This is a genomic window from Pseudomonas syringae group sp. J254-4, assembly GCF_032586855.1.
Classification (GTDB): Bacteria; Pseudomonadota; Gammaproteobacteria; order Pseudomonadales; family Pseudomonadaceae; genus Aquipseudomonas; species Aquipseudomonas amygdali.
Genome location: NZ_JAWHOO010000020.1, coordinates 60,259 through 80,244 on the forward strand (window position 1 = coordinate 60,259; position 19,986 = coordinate 80,244).

A 19,986-nucleotide genomic window follows, 5' to 3' on the forward strand; every position below is an offset into this window, starting at 1 on the left:
GCCGCAGCCCTCGGTCGTGTATTGGATGCCGCCGTTTCAACGAAGCAGCTCGCTTTTGACCCGCTCCAGCATGAATCGGCTCGATTCATCTGCGCGCTCCTCCCAGGCAAATACGGCCACTGTGGCAATACCGTCGAAATTGATGTCCCGCAATGTCGAGAAGAACGCGTCCCAGTCCACCTCGCCCTGCCCGATGTCCAGATGCTGATGCACCGTTGCCGTGACGCCAGGCGGGTTAACGATGTAGCGCAGGTTGGACGAAGCCCGGTGATTATAGGTATCGGCAATGATCAGGTGGGTGAGCTTGTCACCTGCGTACCGCAGCATGGAGGCAATGTCCCCGACGCCATCATCGTAGAAAAAGGTGTGTGGCGCGGCATACAGGTAATTGATCCAGTCCCGGTCCAGGCCGCGAATGATATCGACTGACTCGTTGTTGCGTTCGCAGAAGTCATAAGGATGGGCCTGGATATCGAGCCGGATGCCTTCTCGCTCGAAGTGCGGCATCAGTTCATCCATGGATTTCATGAACTGGTTTTCGCACACCAGTGCATGATCGGATTGCCCACTGAACTCAGTGTTCATCAGGTCGCAGTCCATTTCCACGGCCACCTGAATGGCGCGTTTCCAGTTGCGCACCGCTGCAATACGCAAGTCTTCATCCGGCGCGGCCCAGTGGTACAGCGGCAGCAGCGAGGAGAGTTTCACACCGGCATCGCTCAGGGCTTTGCGAAACTCCCTGATCCGCGCACGATCCACGCGCGGGTAATTGTAGAACGGCATGAAATCTTCGCGCGGTGAAAGCTCTATATAGTCGTAGCCCAGTTCCGCGGTCTTATCGACCATCGCACCCAGCGACAGGTGGCGATACATGTAAGGATCCAGTGCGATGCGCATGATGCCCTCCTTTTTATTGTTTGAAAAACAACCCGACTCCAGACACCTCTGTCAGTCATAAAACGCGGGACGCATCTCCAGGGCAATCGGTACGACCGCTCCGCTGTTCTGCGCCTGAACACAGGCATCGGCGGCCACCGCAGCGGCATAACCGTCCCAGGCAGAAGGCCCGTAAATCGTGCCCGCGTTGACGCCATCGATGAAGTCCTGCAACTCGACGTCATAGGCAGCAATGAACCGGTCTTTCCAGTCCATCAGGATCGCGTTGGACAATTTCGCTTCGCTGCGCAACTGCACCTGAGAAGGCTCGGGCAGTTTGGCAATGCCGCTCTCGCCGACCACTTCACACTGGATGTCGTAGCCGTACTGGCAGTTGACGAACACTTCGACGTCGATGCGCGTGCCTCTGGCCGTTTCCAGCATCACGATCTGCGGGTCTTTCATGTGCGCGAGGGCCTTGCTGGTCTTGCGCGGGAACACCACCTGCACCGACACATAGTCATCGTTAAGCAACCAGCGCAGCACATTGAGTTCATGAATCAGCGTGTCGGTGATGGCCATGTCGGTCTTGTAGTTCTCGCCGACCCGAGGGTTGCGGTGCGCGCAGTGGAGCATCAGCGGTTCGCCGATCCGGCCGCTGTCGATCACCGATTTCAGGGCGCGATAGCCCTGATCATAGGGGCGCATGAAACCCACTTGAACCAGACGCCTGCCGCTGGCGATCTCGGCCTCGACGATGTGTCGGCAACCTTCGGCGGTTACGGCCAAAGGCTTTTCGCAGAACACCGGCTTGCCTGCGGCAATGGCCGCCAGCACGTACTCTTCATGGCTGGGGCCCCAGGAACAGACCAGCACCGCTTCGACGTCGGGCGCGGCAATCAGCGCGTGGCCGTCGGCATACACTTCGGCACCGATGTCCAGCTCGCGCACCACTTTGGCTGCCTGCTCCAGGTTGATGTCGGTGACGGCTACCACCTGACTGCCAACCAGCGTCTTGCTGCAACGCCGGATATGATCCTGACCGATTGCGCCTGTACCGATCACACCGAGTTTCAATGCCATTTTCATGTTCCTTTTTTTATTGGATGTTGCCGTGAACGGGTCACGGGCGCTGAACGATAAAAAGTGATCAGTACTGACGAGCCTTGGCCAGTTCGCGGTTGAGTTTTTCGTAAACCTGGGCCGTGGTGCCGGTCGTTGATACTTCGGCAACGCCGACACGCCACCACGACAGGTATTTGTGAATCATGGTCTTGGGCAGGACCTTGATGTCGATCAGCGTCGATACCGTTTGACGTTGCGCATCGACAAGCGCCTGGCGCAGTTGTTCGGCGGTGCTGACCTTGTAGGTCTTGCAGCCATAGGCGGCAGCGCTCATGGCGAAATCCACCGGTACAAAGTCGCCGTCGAGCTTGCCTGTGTCGGAATTGCGAAAACGGAACTCGGTGCCGAAACTGTCCATGCCGTGTTCCATCTGCAGGTTGTTGATGCAGCCGAAAGTCATGTTGTCCAGCAACACCACGTTGATCTTGCGCCGCTCCTGAATCGAGGTCGCCAGCTCTGAATGGAGCATCATGTAAGAGCCATCACCGACCAGCGCGAAGACCTCGCGGTGCGGCGCAGCGAGCTTGACGCCCAGTGCCGCATTGACCTCATAGCCCATGCATGAATAGCCATATTCGACGTGATAGGTGTCGACCCCGGTACTGCGCCAGGCACGCTGCAGGTCACCCGGCAAACTGCCCGCCGCCGCAACGATCACTGCATCGGCAGGCAGGTTCTGGTTAAGAATGCCCAGTACGCCGCTCTGGGTCAGACACGAGCCGGTCAGCTCGATGAACTCGCGTAGCACGGCCGGGTCCAGGTGATCGTTGATTTCCGGGACGAAATCCTCGCTCTGGTACTCGACCGCATACAGGCGATCAACCTCGGCATCCAGCTGCGCACGGGCTGTCTGCGGCGCATCGCCCCAGGCAGCACGGTAACCGCTGGCTTGCAGGCTTTCAGTCAGTGCCAGCAATGCCACCTGCGCATCGGCCAGGACCTGCACGCCATCCAGCTTCTGCACATCGAAGGCGCCGACATTGAGGTTGAGAAATTGCACATCCGGGTTCTGGAACAGCCATTTCGACGCGGTGGTGAAATCGCTGTAGCGGGTGCCGACGCCGATGATCAGGTCCGCCTCTTTCGCCAGCTGATTGGCCGCCACCGTGCCGGTCTCGCCGATGCCGCCCATGTTCAGCGGGTGCGCCGAAACGATGGCACTCTTGCCTGCCTGGGTTTCGGCGAACGGGATATCGAAGCGCTCGGCAAAGGCTTGCAAGGCGTCGGCTGCGCTGGAATAACGCACGCCACCACCGCAGATCAGCAGCGGTTTGCGCTTGCCGGCCAGCAGCTTCAACGCATCGTCAAGCATGGCCTTGCTGGGCGGGCGGCGGTCGATACGGTGCACACGTTTTTGCAGGAAGCTGTCCGGGTAATCGTAGGCCTCGGCCTGCACATCCTGAGGCAGCGCCAGCGTGACGGCACCGGTATCAGCCGGGTCGGTCAGTACGCGCATGGCATTGAGCGCTGCGCTCATCAACTGCTCGGGACGGTTGATACGGTCCCAGTATTTGCTCACCGCCTTGAATGCATCGTTGGTGCTGATGCTCAGGTCGTGAAACTGCTCGATCTGCTGCAGCACCGGGTCAGGCTGGCGGCTGGCATAGACGTCCCCCGGCAACAGCAGCAACGGAATGCGGTTGGCCGAGGCGGTTGCGGCGGCGGTGATCATGTTCGCCGCGCCTGGCCCGACCGAAGAGCTGCACGCGTAGATCTTGCGCCGCAGGTGCTGCTTGGCAAAACCGATGGCGGCGTGGCACATGCCCTGCTCGTTACGGCCTTGATGAACCATCAGGTCGCCGCTGTCCTGTTCCAGCGCCTGCCCAAGACCCAGCACGTTGCCATGCCCGAAAATGGTGAAGATGCCAGCGACGAATTTGCTCTGCACGCCGTCGACTTCGACGTACTGGTTATCGAGAAAATTCACCAGGGCCTGGGCCATGGTCAGTCGGGTTGTACTCATGTTCGCACCTTGTTGTTGTTTGAGGTGGCCAGGGTTTGAGATGGCCTGACGGCGCAAGTCAGTGACGCTGCGAAACGGCTCGTGACAAGTGCGTCATGCTCGCCGCTATCGCCTGAGGAATGTCAGTCAGCGCGTGGACGCTTTCGGCGAACGGTTCGAAGGAAAGATGGCCCTGATAGCCGCTGTCCAGCAAACGCTCGATCTGCGATGCATTACCCAGAATGTCAGCTTCGCCGACCAGCACGCGATGGCCATCGCGAATGCTGTTGAGCGGTGCCTGCGCATCCTCGACACCGGAGATATGCACCAGCCCGGTCAACTCTGGAAACAGCTCGACCTCACCGGCCAGGTGGTGGTGAAAGGTGTCATGAACCAGCCGATAAACGTCCAGCCCACCCACCGCCCTGATTGCGTCCACCGCCTGACGTTTGAGGCGCAACGAGCACTCCTCGAAGCCCAGCGGTTCGACGAAGCCGAGAATGCCGTGCTCACGAAGAATCGGTGCCAACGCAGTCAACGCGGTGCGCAACCCCGAAGCGCGCTGCGCGCCGTTACGCGGATCTGCACGGTCATTGAGCGGGCATAGCACCAGACCGCGCGCACCGCAGTCGCGAGCGTACTGCGCAAGCTTCGTCGCCTGGGCTGCGCGCTCTTCATTCCAGACATCGAATGGGTACAGGGCGTTGATGGACAGCACCTTTACCCCCCGGGCAGCGCAAAGGTCACGAACGACCTGGGGTGCAGTGCCGTCCTCGATCTCGATACCCTTGAGGTCGTTGCGAATCTCGATGGCATCGGCACCCAGCTTCACCGCCAGATCGACGAAACCTTCCAGAGACAGGCGCGGCGCGACCATTCGATTAAGGGCGAAACGCAGAGGTTGGTTCATTGTTCTTGTTCTCCGCAACATTCCATTGATGAAGGCTATTTGGCAGTCGGCATACTGAACTCGGGGCCTTTGGCAATACTGTCCGGCCAGCGCTGCATGACACTCTTGTAGCGACTGTAAAAGCGCAGGCCTTCTTCGCCGTACGCGTGGTGATCGCCAAACAGTGAACGTTTCCAGCCGCCAAACGAATGCCAGGCCATGGGCACCGGGATAGGCACGTTGATACCGACCATGCCGACCTTGATGGTCCGCGCAAACGCACGGGCCACTCCACCATCGCTGGTAAAGCACGACACACCGTTACCGAATTCGTGTGCGTTGACCAGCTCGACGGCGCTGGCGAAATCCGCGACGTGAACGATGCCCAGCACCGGGCCGAAGATTTCCTCCTTGTAGATCTGCATATGCGGCGTGACGTGGTCGAACAGCGTCGCGCCGACGAAAAAGCCCTGCTCGGCACCCGGCACCTTGAAGTTGCGGCCATCGACAATCAGCTTCGCGCCCTCTTTGACGCCCTGATCGATGAAACCCTCGACCTTGGCCTTGTGCACGGCGGTGACCAGCGGCCCCATGTCCGAATCGGCCTGCATGCCGTTGCCGACCTTGAGCTGGTCGATGCGCGGCAGCAGCTTGTCGATCAGTTGCTGGCCGACATCGCCCACCACCACTGCAATGGAGATGGCCATGCAGCGCTCACCCGCCGAACCATACGCCGCCCCGATCAAGGCATCAGCGGCTTGATCCAGGTCCGCATCGGGCATCACGATCATATGATTCTTGGCCCCACCCAGCGCCTGCACGCGCTTGCCGTGGGCCGTGCCCTGCTGGTGAATGTACTCGGCAATCGGCGTCGAACCGACGAACGAAATGGCCTCGATGTCAGGGTGTTGCAGCAACGCATCGACCGCCACCTTGTCACCCTGCACCACATTGAATACGCCATCAGGCAGACCGGCTTCCTTGAGCAGGCGCGCCATCAGCAGACTGGCAGACGGGTCGCGCTCGGAAGGTTTGAGGATGAAACAGTTGCCGGTCACCAATGCCATGGGGATCATCCACAGCGGCACCATGACCGGAAAGTTGAACGGCGTGACCCCGGCGCAGACGCCCAGAGGCTGACGCAGGTTCCAGTTATCGATACCACCGCCAATGTTGTCGCTGAAATCACTTTTCAGCAGGCTGGGCGCACCGCAGGCAAATTCGACAATCTCGATACCGCGCACCACTTCACCACGCGCATCAGACAGCACCTTGCCGTGCTCGCGGCAGATGATCTGCGCCAGCTCGTCGTGGTGCCGGTCCAGCAATTCCTTGAACTTGAACATGACCCGCGCCCGGCGCAGCGAGGACTGATCGGCCCAGCCGGGAAAAGCAGCCTTGGCCGAAGCGACCGCTTCATCCACGGTTTTCACGCTGGCCAGCGCAACGCGCGCTTGAACAGTGCCGATTGCCGGGTTGAAGACATCGCTGTAACGCTCACCATCGCCGTCATTCAGGTGTCCGTTGATGTAATGGCCGATCACCGGTGACTCGTTCATCTCATGCCTCCAGAGTAAAAAGGGGAAATCAAAGATCCAGCAGCCAGCTGTGCTGCGGGTCGTTATGGAACTGCCAGGCGCGCGTCGGACCGGCCATCACGTTCAGGTAATACGATTCGTAACCGTAGGGCACGGACACTGGGTGATAGCCTTTGGGCACTGTCACCAGATCATTGTTTTCCACGGCCATGGCCTGATCGATACTGCGGTCATCGGTGTAAACCCGCTGGAAAACGAAACCCTGCGGCGGGTTGACCTGGTGGTAATAGGTCTCTTCGAGAAAGCTTTCGTGGGGCAGATTGTCCCGGTCGTGCTTGTGTGGCGGGTAGCTGGACGAATGCCCTGAAGGAGTCCGCACCTCGACCACCAGCAGCGAATGCGCCGGTTCACTGTCCGGCAGGATGTCGCACACGTAACGGGTGTTGGCCCCTTTGCCGCGTACGCTGCGTTTCATGCTGCCCGGCATGATCAGCCGTGCCGCAAGCTGTTTGCGCGCATCGCCCGGTGCCGTGCATACCGCCAGGTGCAGCGGCCCACGCGCAACGAACTCTGCCTGACTATGCGGTGGCAGGTAGACCGCAAACGGCGATTTTTCCTCGAAAACTGATTGCCGGTCGCCGATGTTTTCCCAACTGAAAGCGCCCTGCCCCGGTGCTTCGCCATTCACGCTGGCGTGCCCGGCCAGCAAGACCACGCACAGTTCGTTTTCTTCGGCACCGAGAGGCAGGCGCTCTCCGGCTTCCAGACGGTAGGCGGCAAAGTTCACGTACTCGAGCGAACCGGGCGCCAGCGCCACGATGTCACGGCCCTGGGGTTTGCTTTTGGTCAGCAGATTCATGGATAGATCCTCCTTATCGCGCATCGGCCAGCAGTTGGCGCAGGGTGTCATAGCCCTTTTTGGCATACACATAACTCGGCGCTACCGCTGGGTCCTGTTCGGCCTCGACCACCAGCCAGCCGCTATAGTTGGATTGCAACAACACCTTGAGCAGCGCTGAAAAGTCGATATCACCATCACCTGGCACCGTGAACGTGCCATTGATGATGCAGTCCGGAAAGCTCCAGAGATTGTTGCGTGCCAGTTGCACCACAGGTTTGCGCACATCCTTGAAATGCACATGGCAGACACGCTCGATGTGCTTGCTCAGCACCTGCAAAGGCTCGCCGCCGCCCATGTAACAATGCCCCGAATCGAACAGCAGCCCGACTTCCTTGCCGGTCAGTGTCATCAGCCGATCAATATCCTGTGGCGACTCGACGTAAGCGCCCATGTGGTGGTGATACGCCAGGCGCACGCCTCGGGATAGAGTGAAACGCGCCAGTTCGGTGAGTTTTTCGGCATATTCATGCCAGGCTGCATCGCTGTGAAAACGCGGGCGCTCAACCAACGGAATGCGCTGCCCCTGAATCGAGTCAGCCACTTCACCGTACACCAGCACCGACGCGCCATTCTCGGCGAGCAATTGCACATGCGGGGTAATGGCTTCGATTTCTTCGGCCACCGAGCGCCGCGCCAGACGGCTTGAATACCAGCCGGACACCAGCGCCAGATCATAGGGCCGCAGCACATCACCGACCCCCTTGGCATCTTTCGGAAACTTGCCGTTGAGCTCAAAGCCTTCGTAACCAATGGCTTTGCCTTCGCTCAAGGCGGTGCTCAGAGGCGTCTCTCCGCCGAGGGCCGGCAAGTCATCGTTGCTCCAGGAGATCGGGTTGATGCCGATGCGGATCCTGGGTGTGGAAATGGAAACGGGCATGGCTGCACCTTTTTTGTTGTTATCGCGACGTCAGATCAAGAAAGAGTCAGGCGCGGCTTTCGCGCCAGGACTCGATCAACCAGTTGAAGGTGCTCTGCACCCGACTGACCAGCGCCGCATCGTCTATTTCCCCGGCCATCCAGGCCCGGCTTGGCTCGCGGAATATGGTCCGGCCCACGGCAAAACCCTGGCAGACGCGGCTGTGTCGTGCTTCGGCAAAACCGGCAGCGAGGTCTTCGACAGGCGCATTGAGCCCGAGCAGTACCACGCCACGGCAATACGGATCGCGCTGCTGGATCAATTCGTCCAGTTGCTGCCAGACCTGCGCACTCTGCGCCTCGATCTTCCACCACGCAGGGTAGATGCCCAGGTTGTACAAACGCTTCAGCGACCGAACCATCACGTCGGGATGAGACGAGGGGTGATCCTTGGGCGGAATGATTTCCAGCAGCAGTTCGTGACCACTGACTTTCGACGCGTCGTAGAGCGCCTTGATCTGCGCTTCCTGCTCCAGGCGCAGCATGGGCTCGTCATCGGGGTGATATTGCACCAGGCACTTGATGATCTGTTCTTGCGGCCAGGCGAGCAGATTGCTGCCGATGGAGCGGCCATGCTCGAACGCCAGCGGTCTTGAACCCTGCACTTCCACCGGACGCGCCACCCACCAGCCGCGACCGGTCGCAGCGTTGAGCGAATCCTGACCGAAGCGCTGGTCGGCAAGCAGCCCGACATCGGCGTCGATGCCGCGCTGGCGCAGGCCGGCTTCGACCCGCTCAACCGCCTGCACGAACAGTTGCTTGAGCTGGCTGATGCTGCTCAGATCACGCCCGGCCTGCTGGGCCAGCTCGACCAGTTGACCGCGATGATCGAAGGCGAAGATGAACAACTGCCGCCACTGCTTGCGCGGCACGCTGACCTGATGCAGCCGTTGCAGGGCGACATCCTGATCAGGCCGGGTAATGGGGTGTGGGCTGTTGAACAGGTAGTCGAGTTCTGCAGGCGTCGGCATCGCGGGCGCACAGGCATGCCGCGACACCACCAGCCCGCCACAGGCATTGGCCAGCTGGCAGCAGCGCTCGTCGCTGGCATCCTTGAGCCAGCCGCTGAGAAAACCGGACATGAACGCATCGCCAGCGCCCAGCACGTTGAGCACTTCCACCCGCACGCCAGGGTAGATTGCGCCGTCTTCAAGCCGGGCAGGAATGGCGCCGTGAATCACTGTGCAACCTTGCGGGCCGAGCTTGACCACAAGCGTCGCGGCAGTCAGTTCGCGCACGGTACGCAGGGCCGTGAGCAAATCGGTAGAGCCGCCGGCAATCTGAAATTCTTCTTCAGTACCGACAATCAGATCAAAACGCGGCAGGATGCGCTGCACATGCTGGCTGACCTTCTGATCGGCAACAAAACGTGTCTCGCCATCAGCCTTGCCCGCCAGGCCCCAGAGCACCGGACGATAATCGATATCCAGCACGCGTTTGACGTCATGTTTTTCGGCGTAGTCGAGTGCCTGGCTGCTGGCCTTGAACACTTGATCGGTAGAGAAATGCGTGCCGGTGATCAGCAGCGCCTTGCTCGACGCGATCTGCTGTTCGTCGATGTCCTCGGCACGCAAGGCCATGTCGGCGCAATTTTCGCGGTAGAACACCAGGGGAAACGTTTCACGATCCTTCAGCCCCAGCAGCACCATGGCGGTCAGGCGCTCGGGATCGCGCTTGATAGCGCTGACATCACAGCCTTCGCGGGCCAGCGACTCGACCAGAAAGCGGCCCATGTGGTCATCACCTACCCTGCTCAGCATGGCTGACCTGAGCCCCAGCCTGGCAGTGCCGAATGCGATGTTGGCCGATGAGCCGCCCAGGTATTTGGCGAAACTGGAAACGTCTTCCAGCCGCGCACCTACTTGTTGCGCATAAAGATCGACGCCCAGGCGTCCGAGGCAGATCAGATCCAACTGACGCCCAGTGGCAAAGCGTGTCTGGCCCATGGTGGCTCCTGTTATTTTTATCAGCCTGCAGCGCCTGCATCATGTGTACACGCTGCTTTGTGAATGCAGCGTAAAACGTCGAGCCTCATCAATCAATATTTATTCTATAATTATTTTTTGTGGAATATTTTTTCCATACTGCTATTCAAGTGCTGGCACAATGTACAGGCGGGTAAGCTATAGTCGTCCCCGCCCAAGGCAGCCCAAATCGTCGGACGCACAACTGCGCTACCCTGAAAGACGTTGCGCTGTAAGAAATTGCCCTGAAAGAACATGTGCCCTGAAAGAACAAGTAGAAAGGATTTGAATATGACCAGCGCCGATCAGCCCACTCTGCCCGAGACGAGCGTCGACATGCCGCCGACCAATGCCGAAGGCCTGCTAAGGCTGATCACTGATGAGTACGACGGTTTACCGCGTCAACTCAAGCGCATCGCCAGCTATATGAGCCAGCAGAGCGACCGGATCATGGTTGACCGGATCAGTGACATTGCCCGCGAGTGCGAAGTCCACCCGTCGGCCATCGTGCGCTTTTCCCAGCGTTTCGGGTTTAGCGGCTTCAGTGAGATGCAGGCGTTGTTTCGCGAGGCTTACACGCACAAGACCACGCCGGTGCAGAACTACCAGCAACGCATCCGCAGCATGATCGCCAATAAGTCTCAGAAGGCCCACTCGGGTGATCTGGCACGCGAATGCGTGAGCGCAACGCTCTCCGGGCTGGAGCGTTTGAGTGCAGAGCTGGACGACGATGAGTTCGAAAAGGCTGTAGATCTGGTGGTCAACGCCGACAATATCTACGTGGTGGGTGTGCGCCGCTCATTTGCCGTGGCGGATTATCTGGTCTACAACCTGCAACACACCAACAAGCGTATTCACTTGATATCGGGCCTGGGGGGCAGCTATCGAGAGCAGATGCGCAGCGTGCGTGCCAACGATCTGGTGATTGCCATCAGCTTCACGCCCTACGGCAAGGAAACCCAGCATTGCCTGCGCATCGCCCAGCATCATCAGGCCAAGACGCTGATCATCACCGACAGCAATCTGTCGCCGCTGGCCAAGCGTGCCAACTCGGTGTTGCTGGTCAATGAAGGCAGCTCGTTCGCCTTCCGCTCGCTGAGCGCCACCCTGTGCCTGTGCCAGGCACTATTCATTGCAGTGGCGTATCGGCTGGAGCTGAAAGTCGACGAGATCCACGAGCAGGTCGGGTTTGATGATTGAGGGCTGAGATTCCCGGCCCTCAGGTCTTCGCTTCCTGCCCCATTCGCTGCTGGTTCTTCTGGCCCATTTTCTTCGCGCGTTTTTCCAGCACCAGATACACCACCAATGCAATCAACAGCGGCAGCAGGAAGTAAATGGCGCGGTAGCCAATCAGAGCTGCCAGCAGACTGCCCTTGGAGAACTGGTGAGCCAGCAAGGTAATGAATACAGTCTCAAGCACGCCCAGCCCGGCTGGAATGTGAGTAATGACACCCGCGATGCTGCTGATCAGCAACACACCGAGAATCGCCGGGTAAAACGCCTTGTCGGGCAGCAGCGTGTAAATCACCGCAGCCATCAGCGACCAGTTCAGAGCCCCCAGGCTGGCCTGCATCAAGGCCTGCTTCATCGACGGTAGATTGAATTCCTGATCACGAACGGTCCATGAGCGCTTTTTGGAAAAGCGGCAGGCCAAGAGGTAGGCAAAACACACTGCCAGCAGTCCGAAACCGATCAATTGCAGGGTCGTGGTGCCGATCGACCATTCCTCTGGCAACTCCAGAAAACGCATCGAAAACACGAAACCGGCCAGCAGCATGTAACCCAGCCAGTTGGTAATCAGGCTGAGGCTCAGAATCCGGGTAATGGTCGAAACGTCCAGCCCCAGCCGGGAATACAACCGGTAACGCAAGGCGATGCCGCCAACCCATGAACTGAGATTGAGGTTGAATGCGTAGCAGACAAAGGTCACAGGCACAATCTGCTTGATCGACAATGTGTGACGGGTGTAATAACGCGCCAGTACGTCAAAACCGCAATAGGTTGCGTAACTGGCGAAGGCCACAACGGCGGCAATGGCCAGAGTGCTGGCCTTGTAGGACGACAGCGCCTGCTTGACCTCTTGCCAGTCAAGGTTCTTGACCAGCAGAAACAACAGGACCGGGACAGCAATGAAGAAAAACAGATTGAATATCCGCTTTGCCCATTTCCATTTGGCTCCCTGCGCACTTCGCGGCGCTGCATTTGCGGCCTGAGTCATGAAGTTTTCTCCTGGTCCATGTCGTGGTTGTTCTGCTGCTGTTCGATGACTTTCGCTTCCGGCACCACGTCACCGGCCCGTAACGGCTTGAGGCGCACACCGTGAACCGGGAACAGACCGGCAATGGCCGGAAAACGCCGCAGGAAAAAGAAACTCAAGACGATCATCGGCGCACGCCACCACTGACCACGCGCCGCGCCCTTGAGGCTCATCTGCTTACTGTGCGCAGCGGCAAGCTCCATCAGATGGTTTTGCAGATGCTCATTGAGCCCGCGATCACGGATGAACAGATTGGCCTCCAGGTTCAGCGCCAAGCTCAGCGGGTCTAGATTGCTGGAGCCCACGGTGGACCAGTCCTGATCGATCAGCGCGACCTTGCCGTGCAATGCACGTTGCTTGTACTCGTGAATGACCACGCCGTCGCGCAGCAGGTAGGTGTAGGTCAGCCGCGAGCAGACCCGCACGAACGGCATGTCGGGCTGACCTTGCAAAATCAGGGTGACCTTGACGCCCCGCCGTGATGCATTGCGCAGCTCACGCAGAAAGCGGTAGCTGGGATAAAAATACGCGTTGGCCAGGGTGATCCGTTGCTTCGCAGCGCGAATCGCCTCAAGGTACTGCTCTTCGATATCGGTACTGTGCTCGTCATTGTCGCGCTCGGCGAGCAGCATGCTGGCGTCACCGGCGCGGTCCAGCTTCAGTGCAATGGGCGGCAATTTGTCGCGAACGACCTTGCTGAGCATATTCAACGCGCTGTGGTGAATATCCCCAACAATCGGGCCACGGACCAGAACGGCATAGTCCTGTTTGGCCGTCACCCCCGTGTCAGTCATGTGATCAACGCTGTAGTTGATGCCGCCGATAAAGCCCAGTTCGCCGTCAATGACGACCACCTTGCGGTGCAGACGGCGGAACAGGTTGGTGCGCATACCCATGAATCGCGGACGCGGGTCGAACAGCTGAATCTGAATACCGGCATCGATCATGGTTTTGACAAACACCGAACTCAGGTCCGATGTCCCGTAGTCATCTACCGTGACAACCACTTTCGCGCCGTTGGCCGCAGCTTGGAGCAATGCCTGTTGCAAGCCCTCGCCAATCCGGTCTTCAAAGATGATGAAGGTCTCGATCAACACCTCTTTGCGCGCGGCCCGTATGCACTCGAACACCCGGGCGTAGAAGTCTTCACCGTTGATCAGCAGCTCTACCGAGTTGCCATCACACCACTGCCCTGTCGTATTGCTCATAAGGTCAACTCCACCGCCAGCGGTGCATGATCGGAAAGATGAGACCACGGGCGGCTGGACAGTACTTTCGGCCTGTGGGAAGTCGCGTTGCGGACATAGATCCGGTCAAGCCGGAGCAAAGGCCAGCGGGCCGGAAAACTTTTGGCCGGCGCGCCGAAGCGCTCGACAAAAACCTCGTGCAACCCGGTGCCCTCCAGCAAAGCATCGGCGCGCTGACGCCAGTCATTGAAATCACCGGCAACGATTACCGGCTCACCCTCGGGAAGACGCTCCATCAGCTCGGCGAGCAGGTTGAGCTGCTGACGCCGATGGCTTTCACGCAAGCCCAAGTGAACACACACCGCATGCACCCGACCGGCGTATGGCACCTCCAGGATGCAGTGCAGCAAACCGCGCTGCTCGGTGCCATGAATGGAAATGTCGAGGTTCTCGTGCTGGATGATCGGGTACTTGGACAGCAGCGCGTTACCGTGATCGCCATCCGGGTACACCGCATTACGACCATAGGCAAAGTCGTTCCACATGCTGTCGGCGAGGAACTCGTACTGGGAAATCGTCGGCCAGTCCTTGACGCTGCGCGCATGGCTCTGGTGCTCGCCGTGCACTTCCTGAAGAAACACGATATCGGCCGATACAGTACGCACAGCTTCACGCAACTCCGGCAAAATGAAGCGGCGATTGAAAATGCCAAAGCCCATGTGCATGTTCATGGTCAGTACATTCAATGAAACACTGGCGGACACTGGCGTTGCAGGGCCGACAGGCGGATTGGCACTGGTCAAGACTCGCTCCCGGGTGAATATTCACGTCATATGAAGCCACCCATCGGCACAGGTTCCGTCCCGTGTCGCCTGTGCTGCGTATTTGCCATATTCAGTCGGGCATATTCAATGGCACTGATCTGACGCTGAAAAAAACGCGTACAAATGAAACGCAGGATCCTGGCAACTGCCTAAACTGCTTACCGGACCTGTAAAAAAGCGACAAGGAATCCAACCGTGGATGCACCGACCTCTCAACGCTACACCGCACGAGCCAGATGGCTGCACTGGGTCATGGCCCTACTGATTGTGCTGGCGTATACCCTGATTCTGAGCCGCAGTCAGTTTGGCAAGGGTTCTGAATACCGCACACTGGTCGTGCAGAGCCATTTCTGGGTGGGGATTGTGATTCTGGCCATGGCGTTTTTCCGCGTCGCCGAGCGTCGACGGCATCGTCCGCCCGGCATAACGCCGCCGCTTGAAGGCGCGTTGCGCTTAGCCGCGACACTTACGCATTACGCGCTGTATGCGTTTCTGTTCGCTCAGCCTTTATTGGGCCTGCTGACGGTGATGGTGGAAAAAGGCGCGTTACCCATTCCCCTCACCGACCTGCAGATACCCTGGCCCCTGCCGACCTCGGACCGCAGGGCCGAGACGTTCGAAGATGTGCACAAGCTGCTGGGCTCGATCTTCTACTACGTCATCGCCCTGCACGTAGTCGCCGCGCTCTGGCATCACCTTGTGCGCAAGGACAATACCCTCAAGCGCATGCTGTAGGTCAGGAGGCGGAAAGAACCCGGGCAAGTGTGGCTTTTACCTTGCCCATGCCATCGCGCAGGGCCTGTTCGATTTCTGCCATGGTTATGACAGTGGTCGACTTGCCCGCTGCCGGATTGACCACCAGCGCCAGGCAGGCGTATTCCAGCTCCAGCTCACGGGCCAGAGCGGCCTCGGGCATACCAGTCATGCCGACGATGTCGCAGCCATCACGCTCAAGGCGGATGATTTCGGCGACCGTCTCCAGGCGCGGCCCCTGAGTACAGGCATAGACACCCCGATCAGAGAACTCGCACCCTTCAGCGGCCAGTGCTGCAACCAGGCGCGCCCGCAGCGCTTCGCTGTACGGATAGCTGAAGTCAATGTGCGTGACCTCTTCCAGATCATCGGCAAAGAATGTGTGCTGGCGACCACTGGTGTAGTCGACCAGATCATGCGGCACGCAAAAGTGCCCGGTGCCCATCGCTGGATGTATGCCACCCACCGCATTGACCGCCAGAATCGCTTCGGCACCGGCCTGCTTCAAAGCCCAGATGTTGGCCCGGTAGTTGACCTGATGCGGTGGCAAACGATGCGGATGGCCATGCCGCGCCAGAAACATCACTTCGCGACCGGCATAATCGCCGATCTGGATTTCGCCGGAAGGTGCGCCATAAGGCGTGTTCATCGGCAAGGACTGCCGAATGTTCAGGCCTTCCAGCTGGGTCAGGCCAGTACCGCCAATAATCGCGTAAACAGTCATCGCAAATCCTTAATCGATCAGTTGAGCAGCGCGCAGGGCCTGAAGCGCGGCCTGCCAGCGCGGGTGTTGCCGATAATCGGTACTGGCTGATGTCTGACCGCGCATACGCGCGATGCGCGGCGAAGGCCTGACTTTCAAGCGCTGGGCCGCACCGAGGGCCAGTTCTGCCGCAGCACGGTCATTGCATACCAGACCCATGTCGCAACCCGCCGTCAGCGCAGCCTCGATACGGCTGGCGGCATCACCGACCACGTGGGCACCGGCCATCGACAGATCATCACTGAAAATAACACCGTCAAATTTCAGTTCGTCGCGCAGGATGTCCTGCAGCCAGCGCTTTGAGAAACCGGCGGGCTGCGAATCGACTTTCGGGTAGATGACATGAGCTGGCATCACTGCGGCAAGCTGCCCGCTCAGGCGTGCGAACGGCACCAGATCGCTGGCGCGAATCTGTTCCAGGCTGCGCTCGTCATTCGGGATAGCCACGTGAGAGTCGGCTTCAGCCCAGCCGTGGCCGGGGAAATGCTTGCCGGTCGCAGCCATGCCGGCCGCGTTCATGCCACGAATAAACGCCCCTGCCAGCAACGCCGCACGCTCCGGATCGCCCTCGAACGAACGCGTCCCGACGACCGCACTGCGCTGGTAGTCCAGGTCCAGCACCGGAGCAAAACTCAGGTCCAGGCCGACAGCCAGCACTTCGGTAGCCATCAGCCAGCCGCAATGCTCGGCCAGCAGCACGGCATCTGGCTTGTCGGCAATGGCGCGCATCGGCGGTAGACGCACGAACCCTTGCCGCAGGCGCTGGACCCTGCCGCCCTCCTGATCCACTGCCAGCAGCAAGTCCGGGCGAACGGCGCGAATTGCCGCACTCAGTTCACGAACCTGACGGGGATGCTCGATGTTTCGGGCAAAGATAATCAAACCGCCCACTTCGGGCTGACGCAGAAACTGACGGTCTTCGCTGGTCAGCCAGGTGCCGGCGACATCGACCATCAGGGAGCCTTGCAGGCCAGAACTCATAGAAAAAACCCTTACACACCAGTGCCCATTTGCAATCCGGGCATGGTGCTTGATCCTGAAGCCTGACGCAATGCGATGCGCCGGTACATTAAGGCTTTGAGCGTCAGGCCTTGGCGACCGCAGGCGTGCCGGTGCTGCTCTTGCTGCGCGGCCTGAGTTGAGCGGCGATCATGGTCGGGTCACTGACGCCGGTGTCGGCACGCATGCCTGCGGCCAGAAACGGCACCATCAGGCGCATGACCTGCTCGATGGAGGTATTGACGCCAAAATCGGTTTCGGCAATCGCACGCAAGGCCTTGATGCCGGACATGCTGAATGCAGCGGCACCGAGCATGAAGTGCACGCGCCAGAACAGCTCGATAGGCGGAATACGGGGGGCGGCTTCGTTGACCAGTGTCATGTAACGACGGAACACCTTACCGTACATGTCTTCAAGATAACGGCGCAGGTGGCCTTGGCTCTGACTGAAGGCGAGCCCTAAAAGACGCATGAAGATCGACAGGTCATTACCGCTTCGCGGTTGCACGACAAGCGCCTGCTCGACGAGGATCTCCAGCAGCTCTTCCAGGCTTGGCTTGTGTTCGGGTTTTGCCTGACGACGCTCCAGCTCGCGATCGAGACTGATGCAGAACGGGCCGAGAAAGCGTGAGAACACCGCCTGAATCAGCGCCTTCTTCGAACCGAAGTGATAGTTCACCGCAGCCAGATTGACCGAAGCCTTGCTGGTGATGAGACGCAAGGAAGTTTCAGCGAATCCTTTTTCTGCGAACAACTGCTCGGCAGCATCAAGAATGCGTTCAACGGTTTCCGACTGGGCCATGGCTCTCTGCCTAACAAACGAACGTTTGAAACATACGTATCAGGCGCCCTGCTTGTCAAGCGGACCCGTTCATTTTGTGGCCGAACAGTCACGAAAATGGATGTTAAATGACAACAGACAGCTTATGCAGCGCTTTTTGAAGCAAGGCTCCGCAGCCATCCGCTGCACCGCCTGGCGGCGAAAGTAAAAAGGATGATTGCCAACGCGCGTTCACTGTATATAATCCCAGTCACTGTATAAAAAGCCAGAGCGCCCATCATGATCAAACTGACGCCACGCCAGGCTGAAATCCTGGGTTTCATCAAACGCTGCCTGGAAGACAACGGCTTTCCACCTACACGTGCGGAAATCGCCCAGGAGCTGGGTTTCAAATCGCCCAACGCAGCGGAAGAACACCTCAAGGCATTGGCTCGCAAAGGCGCCATCGAAATGACCCCTGGTGCCTCACGCGGCATCCGCATTCCCGGCTTCGAAGCTCGGCCGGATGACAGCAGCCTGCCGGTCATTGGCCGCGTTGCAGCTGGTGCGCCGATTCTGGCTCAGCAACATATCGAAGAGTCCTGCAACATCAACCCTTCCTTCTTCCACCCCAGCGCCAACTACCTGCTGCGCGTTCACGGCATGAGCATGAAGGACGTCGGGATTCTGGATGGCGACCTGTTGGCGGTGCACACCACTCGCGAAGCACGCAACGGCCAGATCGTGGTTGCCCGGATCGGCGACGAAGTCACCGTCAAGCGTTTCAAGCGCGAAGGCAGCAAAGTCTGGCTGCTGGCCGAAAACCCTGATTTTGCCCCCATCGAGGTCGATCTCAAGGATCAGGAACTGGTGATCGAAGGTTTGAGCGTCGGCGTCATTCGCCGCTAAGGAGGCGTTATGCAGTTCCATCAAGCACCGCATTCACAATTGCCACTGTTCGAGGCGTTTCTGGCTCAGCCCATCGCCCCGCTGCTTGCCGATGCAGTCGAAACACCTTGGGGCAACGAGCCAGAACTGTTCAGTGAACTGTCTTTGCGCGGTGCAGCCGGGAACTGCCTGAGCCTTCTGGCCCCTATCCTTCGGGAACTGAGCGAAGAAATCGACGCACGCTGGCTGACGCTGATTGCGCCACCCTCAAGCCTGACCCAGGCCTGGTTGCGCGATGCAGGACTCAACAGGGAACGGATTCTGCTACTGCAGCCGCGCGGCACACAAAGTGTGCTGGAGCTGACTCGCGAAGCACTCAGACTTGGCCGTAGCCATACGGTTGTGAGCTGGATCAATCCACTTGGCAGCGCGGCGCGCCAGCAATTGATCAGTGCTGCAAAAATCGGGGAAGCACAGAGCCTGAACATCCGGCTGGGCTAAAAGCCCGGTCGTCGATCAGTGCAGAACGTGGGGTACGTCATCCTTCTCGACTTCGCCCTCTGCCAGACGGCCAGCCATCTGCACACCCACACTCAACATGGCCTTGGCGACTTCAACATGCTGACCTTGCATGAACGCTTTGGCATCCGCAGAGAAATCAAGTGTAACCAGAGAACCCTCGTCATCGGCACGACGCAGCTCAATACGTCCGTCAGGCAGTTCGACAATTTCCAGGAAAGAGGTAGGCATTACAGTTACTCCGCAAGAGGCGGGCATTGTAACAGCCTGCCAGCCTGCACTTCATTGGTTTTCAGCACTCGCTAAGGCCTTCACGAAAACGGATGGCCAACCCTTTGAGTTGTTGACGCCAATTTTCAAGCTCTTCACGTGTCAGTTCAGACTCCGGCTCGGCGTCCAGGTTCACTGCCTGTATCATCGGCTGCGTAACATCACCCTTGAGCTTTTTCGGTGCCCGTGGCGGCTCGTACAACGCGTTATAGGCCGTCAGCAACTGCGCCAGCCATGTCTGGCGGTTCTGGGCAAGCTCTACCAGCTCGGCCATTTCGGGAATTGCGATGGCGTTCAGCACTTCCGGAGTCAACAAGTCCTCCGCACGACGCGCGCCAGCCTGCGGCAGGCGGTAGAACCCTGCAATCTCGTGGCACAAGCCCAGCAGCGCGCCATACAGATGAAACAGAGCCGACTCACGCTCGGCCTGCAACAACGCAGGGGCGTTGACCGCCTGCCCCTTCTCCGCCTTCCCCAACGCTTCGAGCGCAAGCCCTGCGAAATAGATCTTCTGGTTGGTACGGGTATAGAGCTCATGAGCCATGGCGAGACTCTCCATAACAATGGGATAGAGAACAGCATAGCCTGTGGCACCGGAACATTCTGGCACCGCAGG

Annotated in this window: 20 protein-coding genes; 4 read left to right on the forward strand and 16 right to left on the reverse strand. The window is 59.1% G+C overall.

Translation table 11 applies throughout. The features are described 5' to 3' along the window. Nucleotides 1–36: 36 nt before the first annotated feature. From RYB09_RS21120 to RYB09_RS21155, 8 genes are all read right to left on the reverse strand, one after another. Nucleotides 37–897 carry a sugar phosphate isomerase/epimerase family protein gene (locus RYB09_RS21120; protein WP_122258398.1) on the reverse strand — a complete coding sequence of 287 codons (861 nt, stop codon included), beginning with the start codon at nt 895–897 and terminating at the stop codon, nt 37–39. 51 nt (nt 898–948) lie between these two features. Continuing rightward, the gene (locus RYB09_RS21125) at nt 949–1,959 is read right to left on the reverse strand and encodes a Gfo/Idh/MocA family protein (RefSeq protein WP_002554084.1); all 1,011 of its coding nucleotides are present in this window, start codon (nt 1,957–1,959) and stop codon (nt 949–951) included. A gap of 67 nt (nt 1,960–2,026) precedes the next feature. Then, nucleotides 2,027–3,964 carry a 3D-(3,5/4)-trihydroxycyclohexane-1,2-dione acylhydrolase (decyclizing) gene (gene iolD / locus RYB09_RS21130; RefSeq protein ID WP_316890080.1) on the reverse strand — a complete coding sequence of 646 codons (1,938 nt, stop codon included), beginning with the start codon at nt 3,962–3,964 and terminating at the stop codon, nt 2,027–2,029. A 58-nt stretch (nt 3,965–4,022) separates the two neighbouring features. Continuing rightward, on the reverse strand, nt 4,023–4,853 hold the full coding sequence (locus RYB09_RS21135; RefSeq protein ID WP_058401601.1) for a TIM barrel protein: 831 nt from the start codon (nt 4,851–4,853) through the stop codon (nt 4,023–4,025). Between the two features lie 35 nt (nt 4,854–4,888). Beyond that, nucleotides 4,889–6,391, reverse strand: coding sequence for a CoA-acylating methylmalonate-semialdehyde dehydrogenase (locus tag RYB09_RS21140; protein ID WP_058409048.1), 1,503 nt, complete (start codon nt 6,389–6,391; stop codon nt 4,889–4,891). A 28-nt stretch (nt 6,392–6,419) separates the two neighbouring features. Beyond that, nucleotides 6,420–7,229 (reverse strand): 5-deoxy-glucuronate isomerase, encoded by an 810-nt coding sequence (iolB, locus tag RYB09_RS21145; protein ID WP_058401599.1) that lies wholly within the window; start codon nt 7,227–7,229, stop codon nt 6,420–6,422. Nucleotides 7,230–7,242: 13 nt separating this feature from the next. Beyond that, nucleotides 7,243–8,148, reverse strand: a complete 906-nt coding sequence (iolE, locus tag RYB09_RS21150; protein WP_058401598.1) for a myo-inosose-2 dehydratase — start codon at nt 8,146–8,148, stop codon at nt 7,243–7,245. Between the two features lie 46 nt (nt 8,149–8,194). After that, nucleotides 8,195–10,132 (reverse strand): bifunctional 5-dehydro-2-deoxygluconokinase/5-dehydro-2-deoxyphosphogluconate aldolase, encoded by a 1,938-nt coding sequence (locus RYB09_RS21155; RefSeq protein ID WP_058409050.1) that lies wholly within the window; start codon nt 10,130–10,132, stop codon nt 8,195–8,197. 309 nt (nt 10,133–10,441) lie between these two features. Here RYB09_RS21155 and RYB09_RS21160 point away from each other — a divergent pair, with 309 nt between their 5' ends. Next, the gene (locus RYB09_RS21160) at nt 10,442–11,350 is read left to right on the forward strand and encodes a MurR/RpiR family transcriptional regulator (protein WP_010212666.1); all 909 of its coding nucleotides are present in this window, start codon (nt 10,442–10,444) and stop codon (nt 11,348–11,350) included. Between the two features lie 19 nt (nt 11,351–11,369). On the opposite strand, the gene RYB09_RS21165 is transcribed toward RYB09_RS21160, so the two are convergent. Genes RYB09_RS21165 through RYB09_RS21175 form a run of 3 tightly spaced genes read right to left on the reverse strand, consistent with a single transcriptional unit; the run spans nt 11,370 to nt 14,397 of the window. After that, nucleotides 11,370–12,368, reverse strand: coding sequence for a lysylphosphatidylglycerol synthase domain-containing protein (locus tag RYB09_RS21165; protein WP_004665741.1), 999 nt, complete (start codon nt 12,366–12,368; stop codon nt 11,370–11,372). Continuing rightward, a complete protein-coding gene (clsB, locus tag RYB09_RS21170) occupies nt 12,365–13,615 on the reverse strand; it encodes a cardiolipin synthase ClsB (RefSeq protein WP_058401596.1) in 1,251 nt (416 codons plus the stop codon). Before clsB ends, RYB09_RS21165 begins: the two co-directional genes overlap by 4 nt. Beyond that, a complete protein-coding gene (locus RYB09_RS21175) occupies nt 13,612–14,397 on the reverse strand; it encodes an endonuclease/exonuclease/phosphatase family protein (protein ID WP_002554095.1) in 786 nt (261 codons plus the stop codon). The genes clsB and RYB09_RS21175 overlap by 4 nt, the downstream gene beginning before the upstream one ends. Before the next feature lie 216 nt (nt 14,398–14,613). Between RYB09_RS21175 and RYB09_RS21180 the strand changes: the two genes are divergently transcribed. Beyond that, entirely contained in the window at nt 14,614–15,153 is a 540-nt protein-coding gene (locus RYB09_RS21180) for a cytochrome b (protein WP_058401595.1), read from the forward strand. A 1-nt stretch (nt 15,154) separates the two neighbouring features. Here the strand turns inward: RYB09_RS21180 and RYB09_RS21185 are convergent, their stop codons facing one another. The 3 genes from RYB09_RS21185 to psrA all read right to left on the reverse strand — a co-directional run bounded on the left by RYB09_RS21185 (nt 15,155) and on the right by psrA (nt 17,735). Further along, entirely contained in the window at nt 15,155–15,895 is a 741-nt protein-coding gene (locus RYB09_RS21185; protein WP_002554097.1) for an S-methyl-5'-thioinosine phosphorylase, read from the reverse strand. Nucleotides 15,896–15,904: 9 nt separating this feature from the next. Continuing rightward, entirely contained in the window at nt 15,905–16,903 is a 999-nt protein-coding gene (nagZ, locus tag RYB09_RS21190) for a beta-N-acetylhexosaminidase (protein WP_177342383.1), read from the reverse strand. Nucleotides 16,904–17,018: 115 nt separating this feature from the next. Continuing rightward, nucleotides 17,019–17,735, reverse strand: a complete 717-nt coding sequence (gene psrA / locus RYB09_RS21195; protein ID WP_004665746.1) for a transcriptional regulator PsrA — start codon at nt 17,733–17,735, stop codon at nt 17,019–17,021. A gap of 258 nt (nt 17,736–17,993) precedes the next feature. Between psrA and lexA the strand changes: the two genes are divergently transcribed. Together lexA and sulA are read left to right on the forward strand one after the other, a co-directional pair. Then, on the forward strand, nt 17,994–18,602 hold the full coding sequence (gene lexA, locus RYB09_RS21200) for a transcriptional repressor LexA (RefSeq protein WP_003315796.1): 609 nt from the start codon (nt 17,994–17,996) through the stop codon (nt 18,600–18,602). 9 nt (nt 18,603–18,611) lie between these two features. Continuing rightward, nucleotides 18,612–19,082 (forward strand): SOS-induced cell division inhibitor SulA, encoded by a 471-nt coding sequence (gene sulA / locus RYB09_RS21205; RefSeq protein WP_058401592.1) that lies wholly within the window; start codon nt 18,612–18,614, stop codon nt 19,080–19,082. A gap of 15 nt (nt 19,083–19,097) precedes the next feature. Here the strand turns inward: sulA and RYB09_RS21210 are convergent, their stop codons facing one another. Beyond that, nucleotides 19,098–19,331, reverse strand: a complete 234-nt coding sequence (locus tag RYB09_RS21210; protein ID WP_002554102.1) for a hypothetical protein — start codon at nt 19,329–19,331, stop codon at nt 19,098–19,100. A 61-nt stretch (nt 19,332–19,392) separates the two neighbouring features. Next, the gene (locus RYB09_RS21215) at nt 19,393–19,914 is read right to left on the reverse strand and encodes a DUF6586 family protein (RefSeq protein ID WP_058401591.1); all 522 of its coding nucleotides are present in this window, start codon (nt 19,912–19,914) and stop codon (nt 19,393–19,395) included. Between the last annotated feature and the right edge of the window lie 72 nt (nt 19,915–19,986).

Bases quoted from the DNA above. Each gene is read 5' to 3' on its own strand.
- psrA (WP_004665746.1), bottom strand. From the start codon at position 17,735: ATGGCCCAGTCGGAAACCGTTGAACGCATTCTTGATGCTGCCGAGCAG.
- sulA (WP_058401592.1), top strand. From the start codon at position 18,612: ATGCAGTTCCATCAAGCACCGCATTCACAATTGCCACTGTTCGAGGCG.
- RYB09_RS21165 (WP_004665741.1), bottom strand. From the start codon at position 12,368: ATGACTCAGGCCGCAAATGCAGCGCCGCGAAGTGCGCAGGGAGCCAAA.
- RYB09_RS21155 (WP_058409050.1), bottom strand. From the start codon at position 10,132: ATGGGCCAGACACGCTTTGCCACTGGGCGTCAGTTGGATCTGATCTGC.
- RYB09_RS21120 (WP_122258398.1), bottom strand. From the start codon at position 897: ATGCGCATCGCACTGGATCCTTACATGTATCGCCACCTGTCGCTGGGT.
- RYB09_RS21185 (WP_002554097.1), bottom strand. From the start codon at position 15,895: ATGACTGTTTACGCGATTATTGGCGGTACTGGCCTGACCCAGCTGGAA.
- RYB09_RS21125 (WP_002554084.1), bottom strand. From the start codon at position 1,959: ATGGCATTGAAACTCGGTGTGATCGGTACAGGCGCAATCGGTCAGGAT.
- RYB09_RS21210 (WP_002554102.1), bottom strand. From the start codon at position 19,331: ATGCCTACCTCTTTCCTGGAAATTGTCGAACTGCCTGACGGACGTATT.
- clsB (WP_058401596.1), bottom strand. From the start codon at position 13,615: ATGAGCAATACGACAGGGCAGTGGTGTGATGGCAACTCGGTAGAGCTG.
- RYB09_RS21160 (WP_010212666.1), top strand. From the start codon at position 10,442: ATGACCAGCGCCGATCAGCCCACTCTGCCCGAGACGAGCGTCGACATG.
- RYB09_RS21135 (WP_058401601.1), bottom strand. From the start codon at position 4,853: ATGAACCAACCTCTGCGTTTCGCCCTTAATCGAATGGTCGCGCCGCGC.
- iolD (WP_316890080.1), bottom strand. From the start codon at position 3,964: ATGAGTACAACCCGACTGACCATGGCCCAGGCCCTGGTGAATTTTCTC.
- RYB09_RS21215 (WP_058401591.1), bottom strand. From the start codon at position 19,914: ATGGCTCATGAGCTCTATACCCGTACCAACCAGAAGATCTATTTCGCA.
- iolE (WP_058401598.1), bottom strand. From the start codon at position 8,148: ATGCCCGTTTCCATTTCCACACCCAGGATCCGCATCGGCATCAACCCG.
- iolB (WP_058401599.1), bottom strand. From the start codon at position 7,229: ATGAATCTGCTGACCAAAAGCAAACCCCAGGGCCGTGACATCGTGGCG.
- lexA (WP_003315796.1), top strand. From the start codon at position 17,994: ATGATCAAACTGACGCCACGCCAGGCTGAAATCCTGGGTTTCATCAAA.
- RYB09_RS21140 (WP_058409048.1), bottom strand. From the start codon at position 6,391: ATGAACGAGTCACCGGTGATCGGCCATTACATCAACGGACACCTGAAT.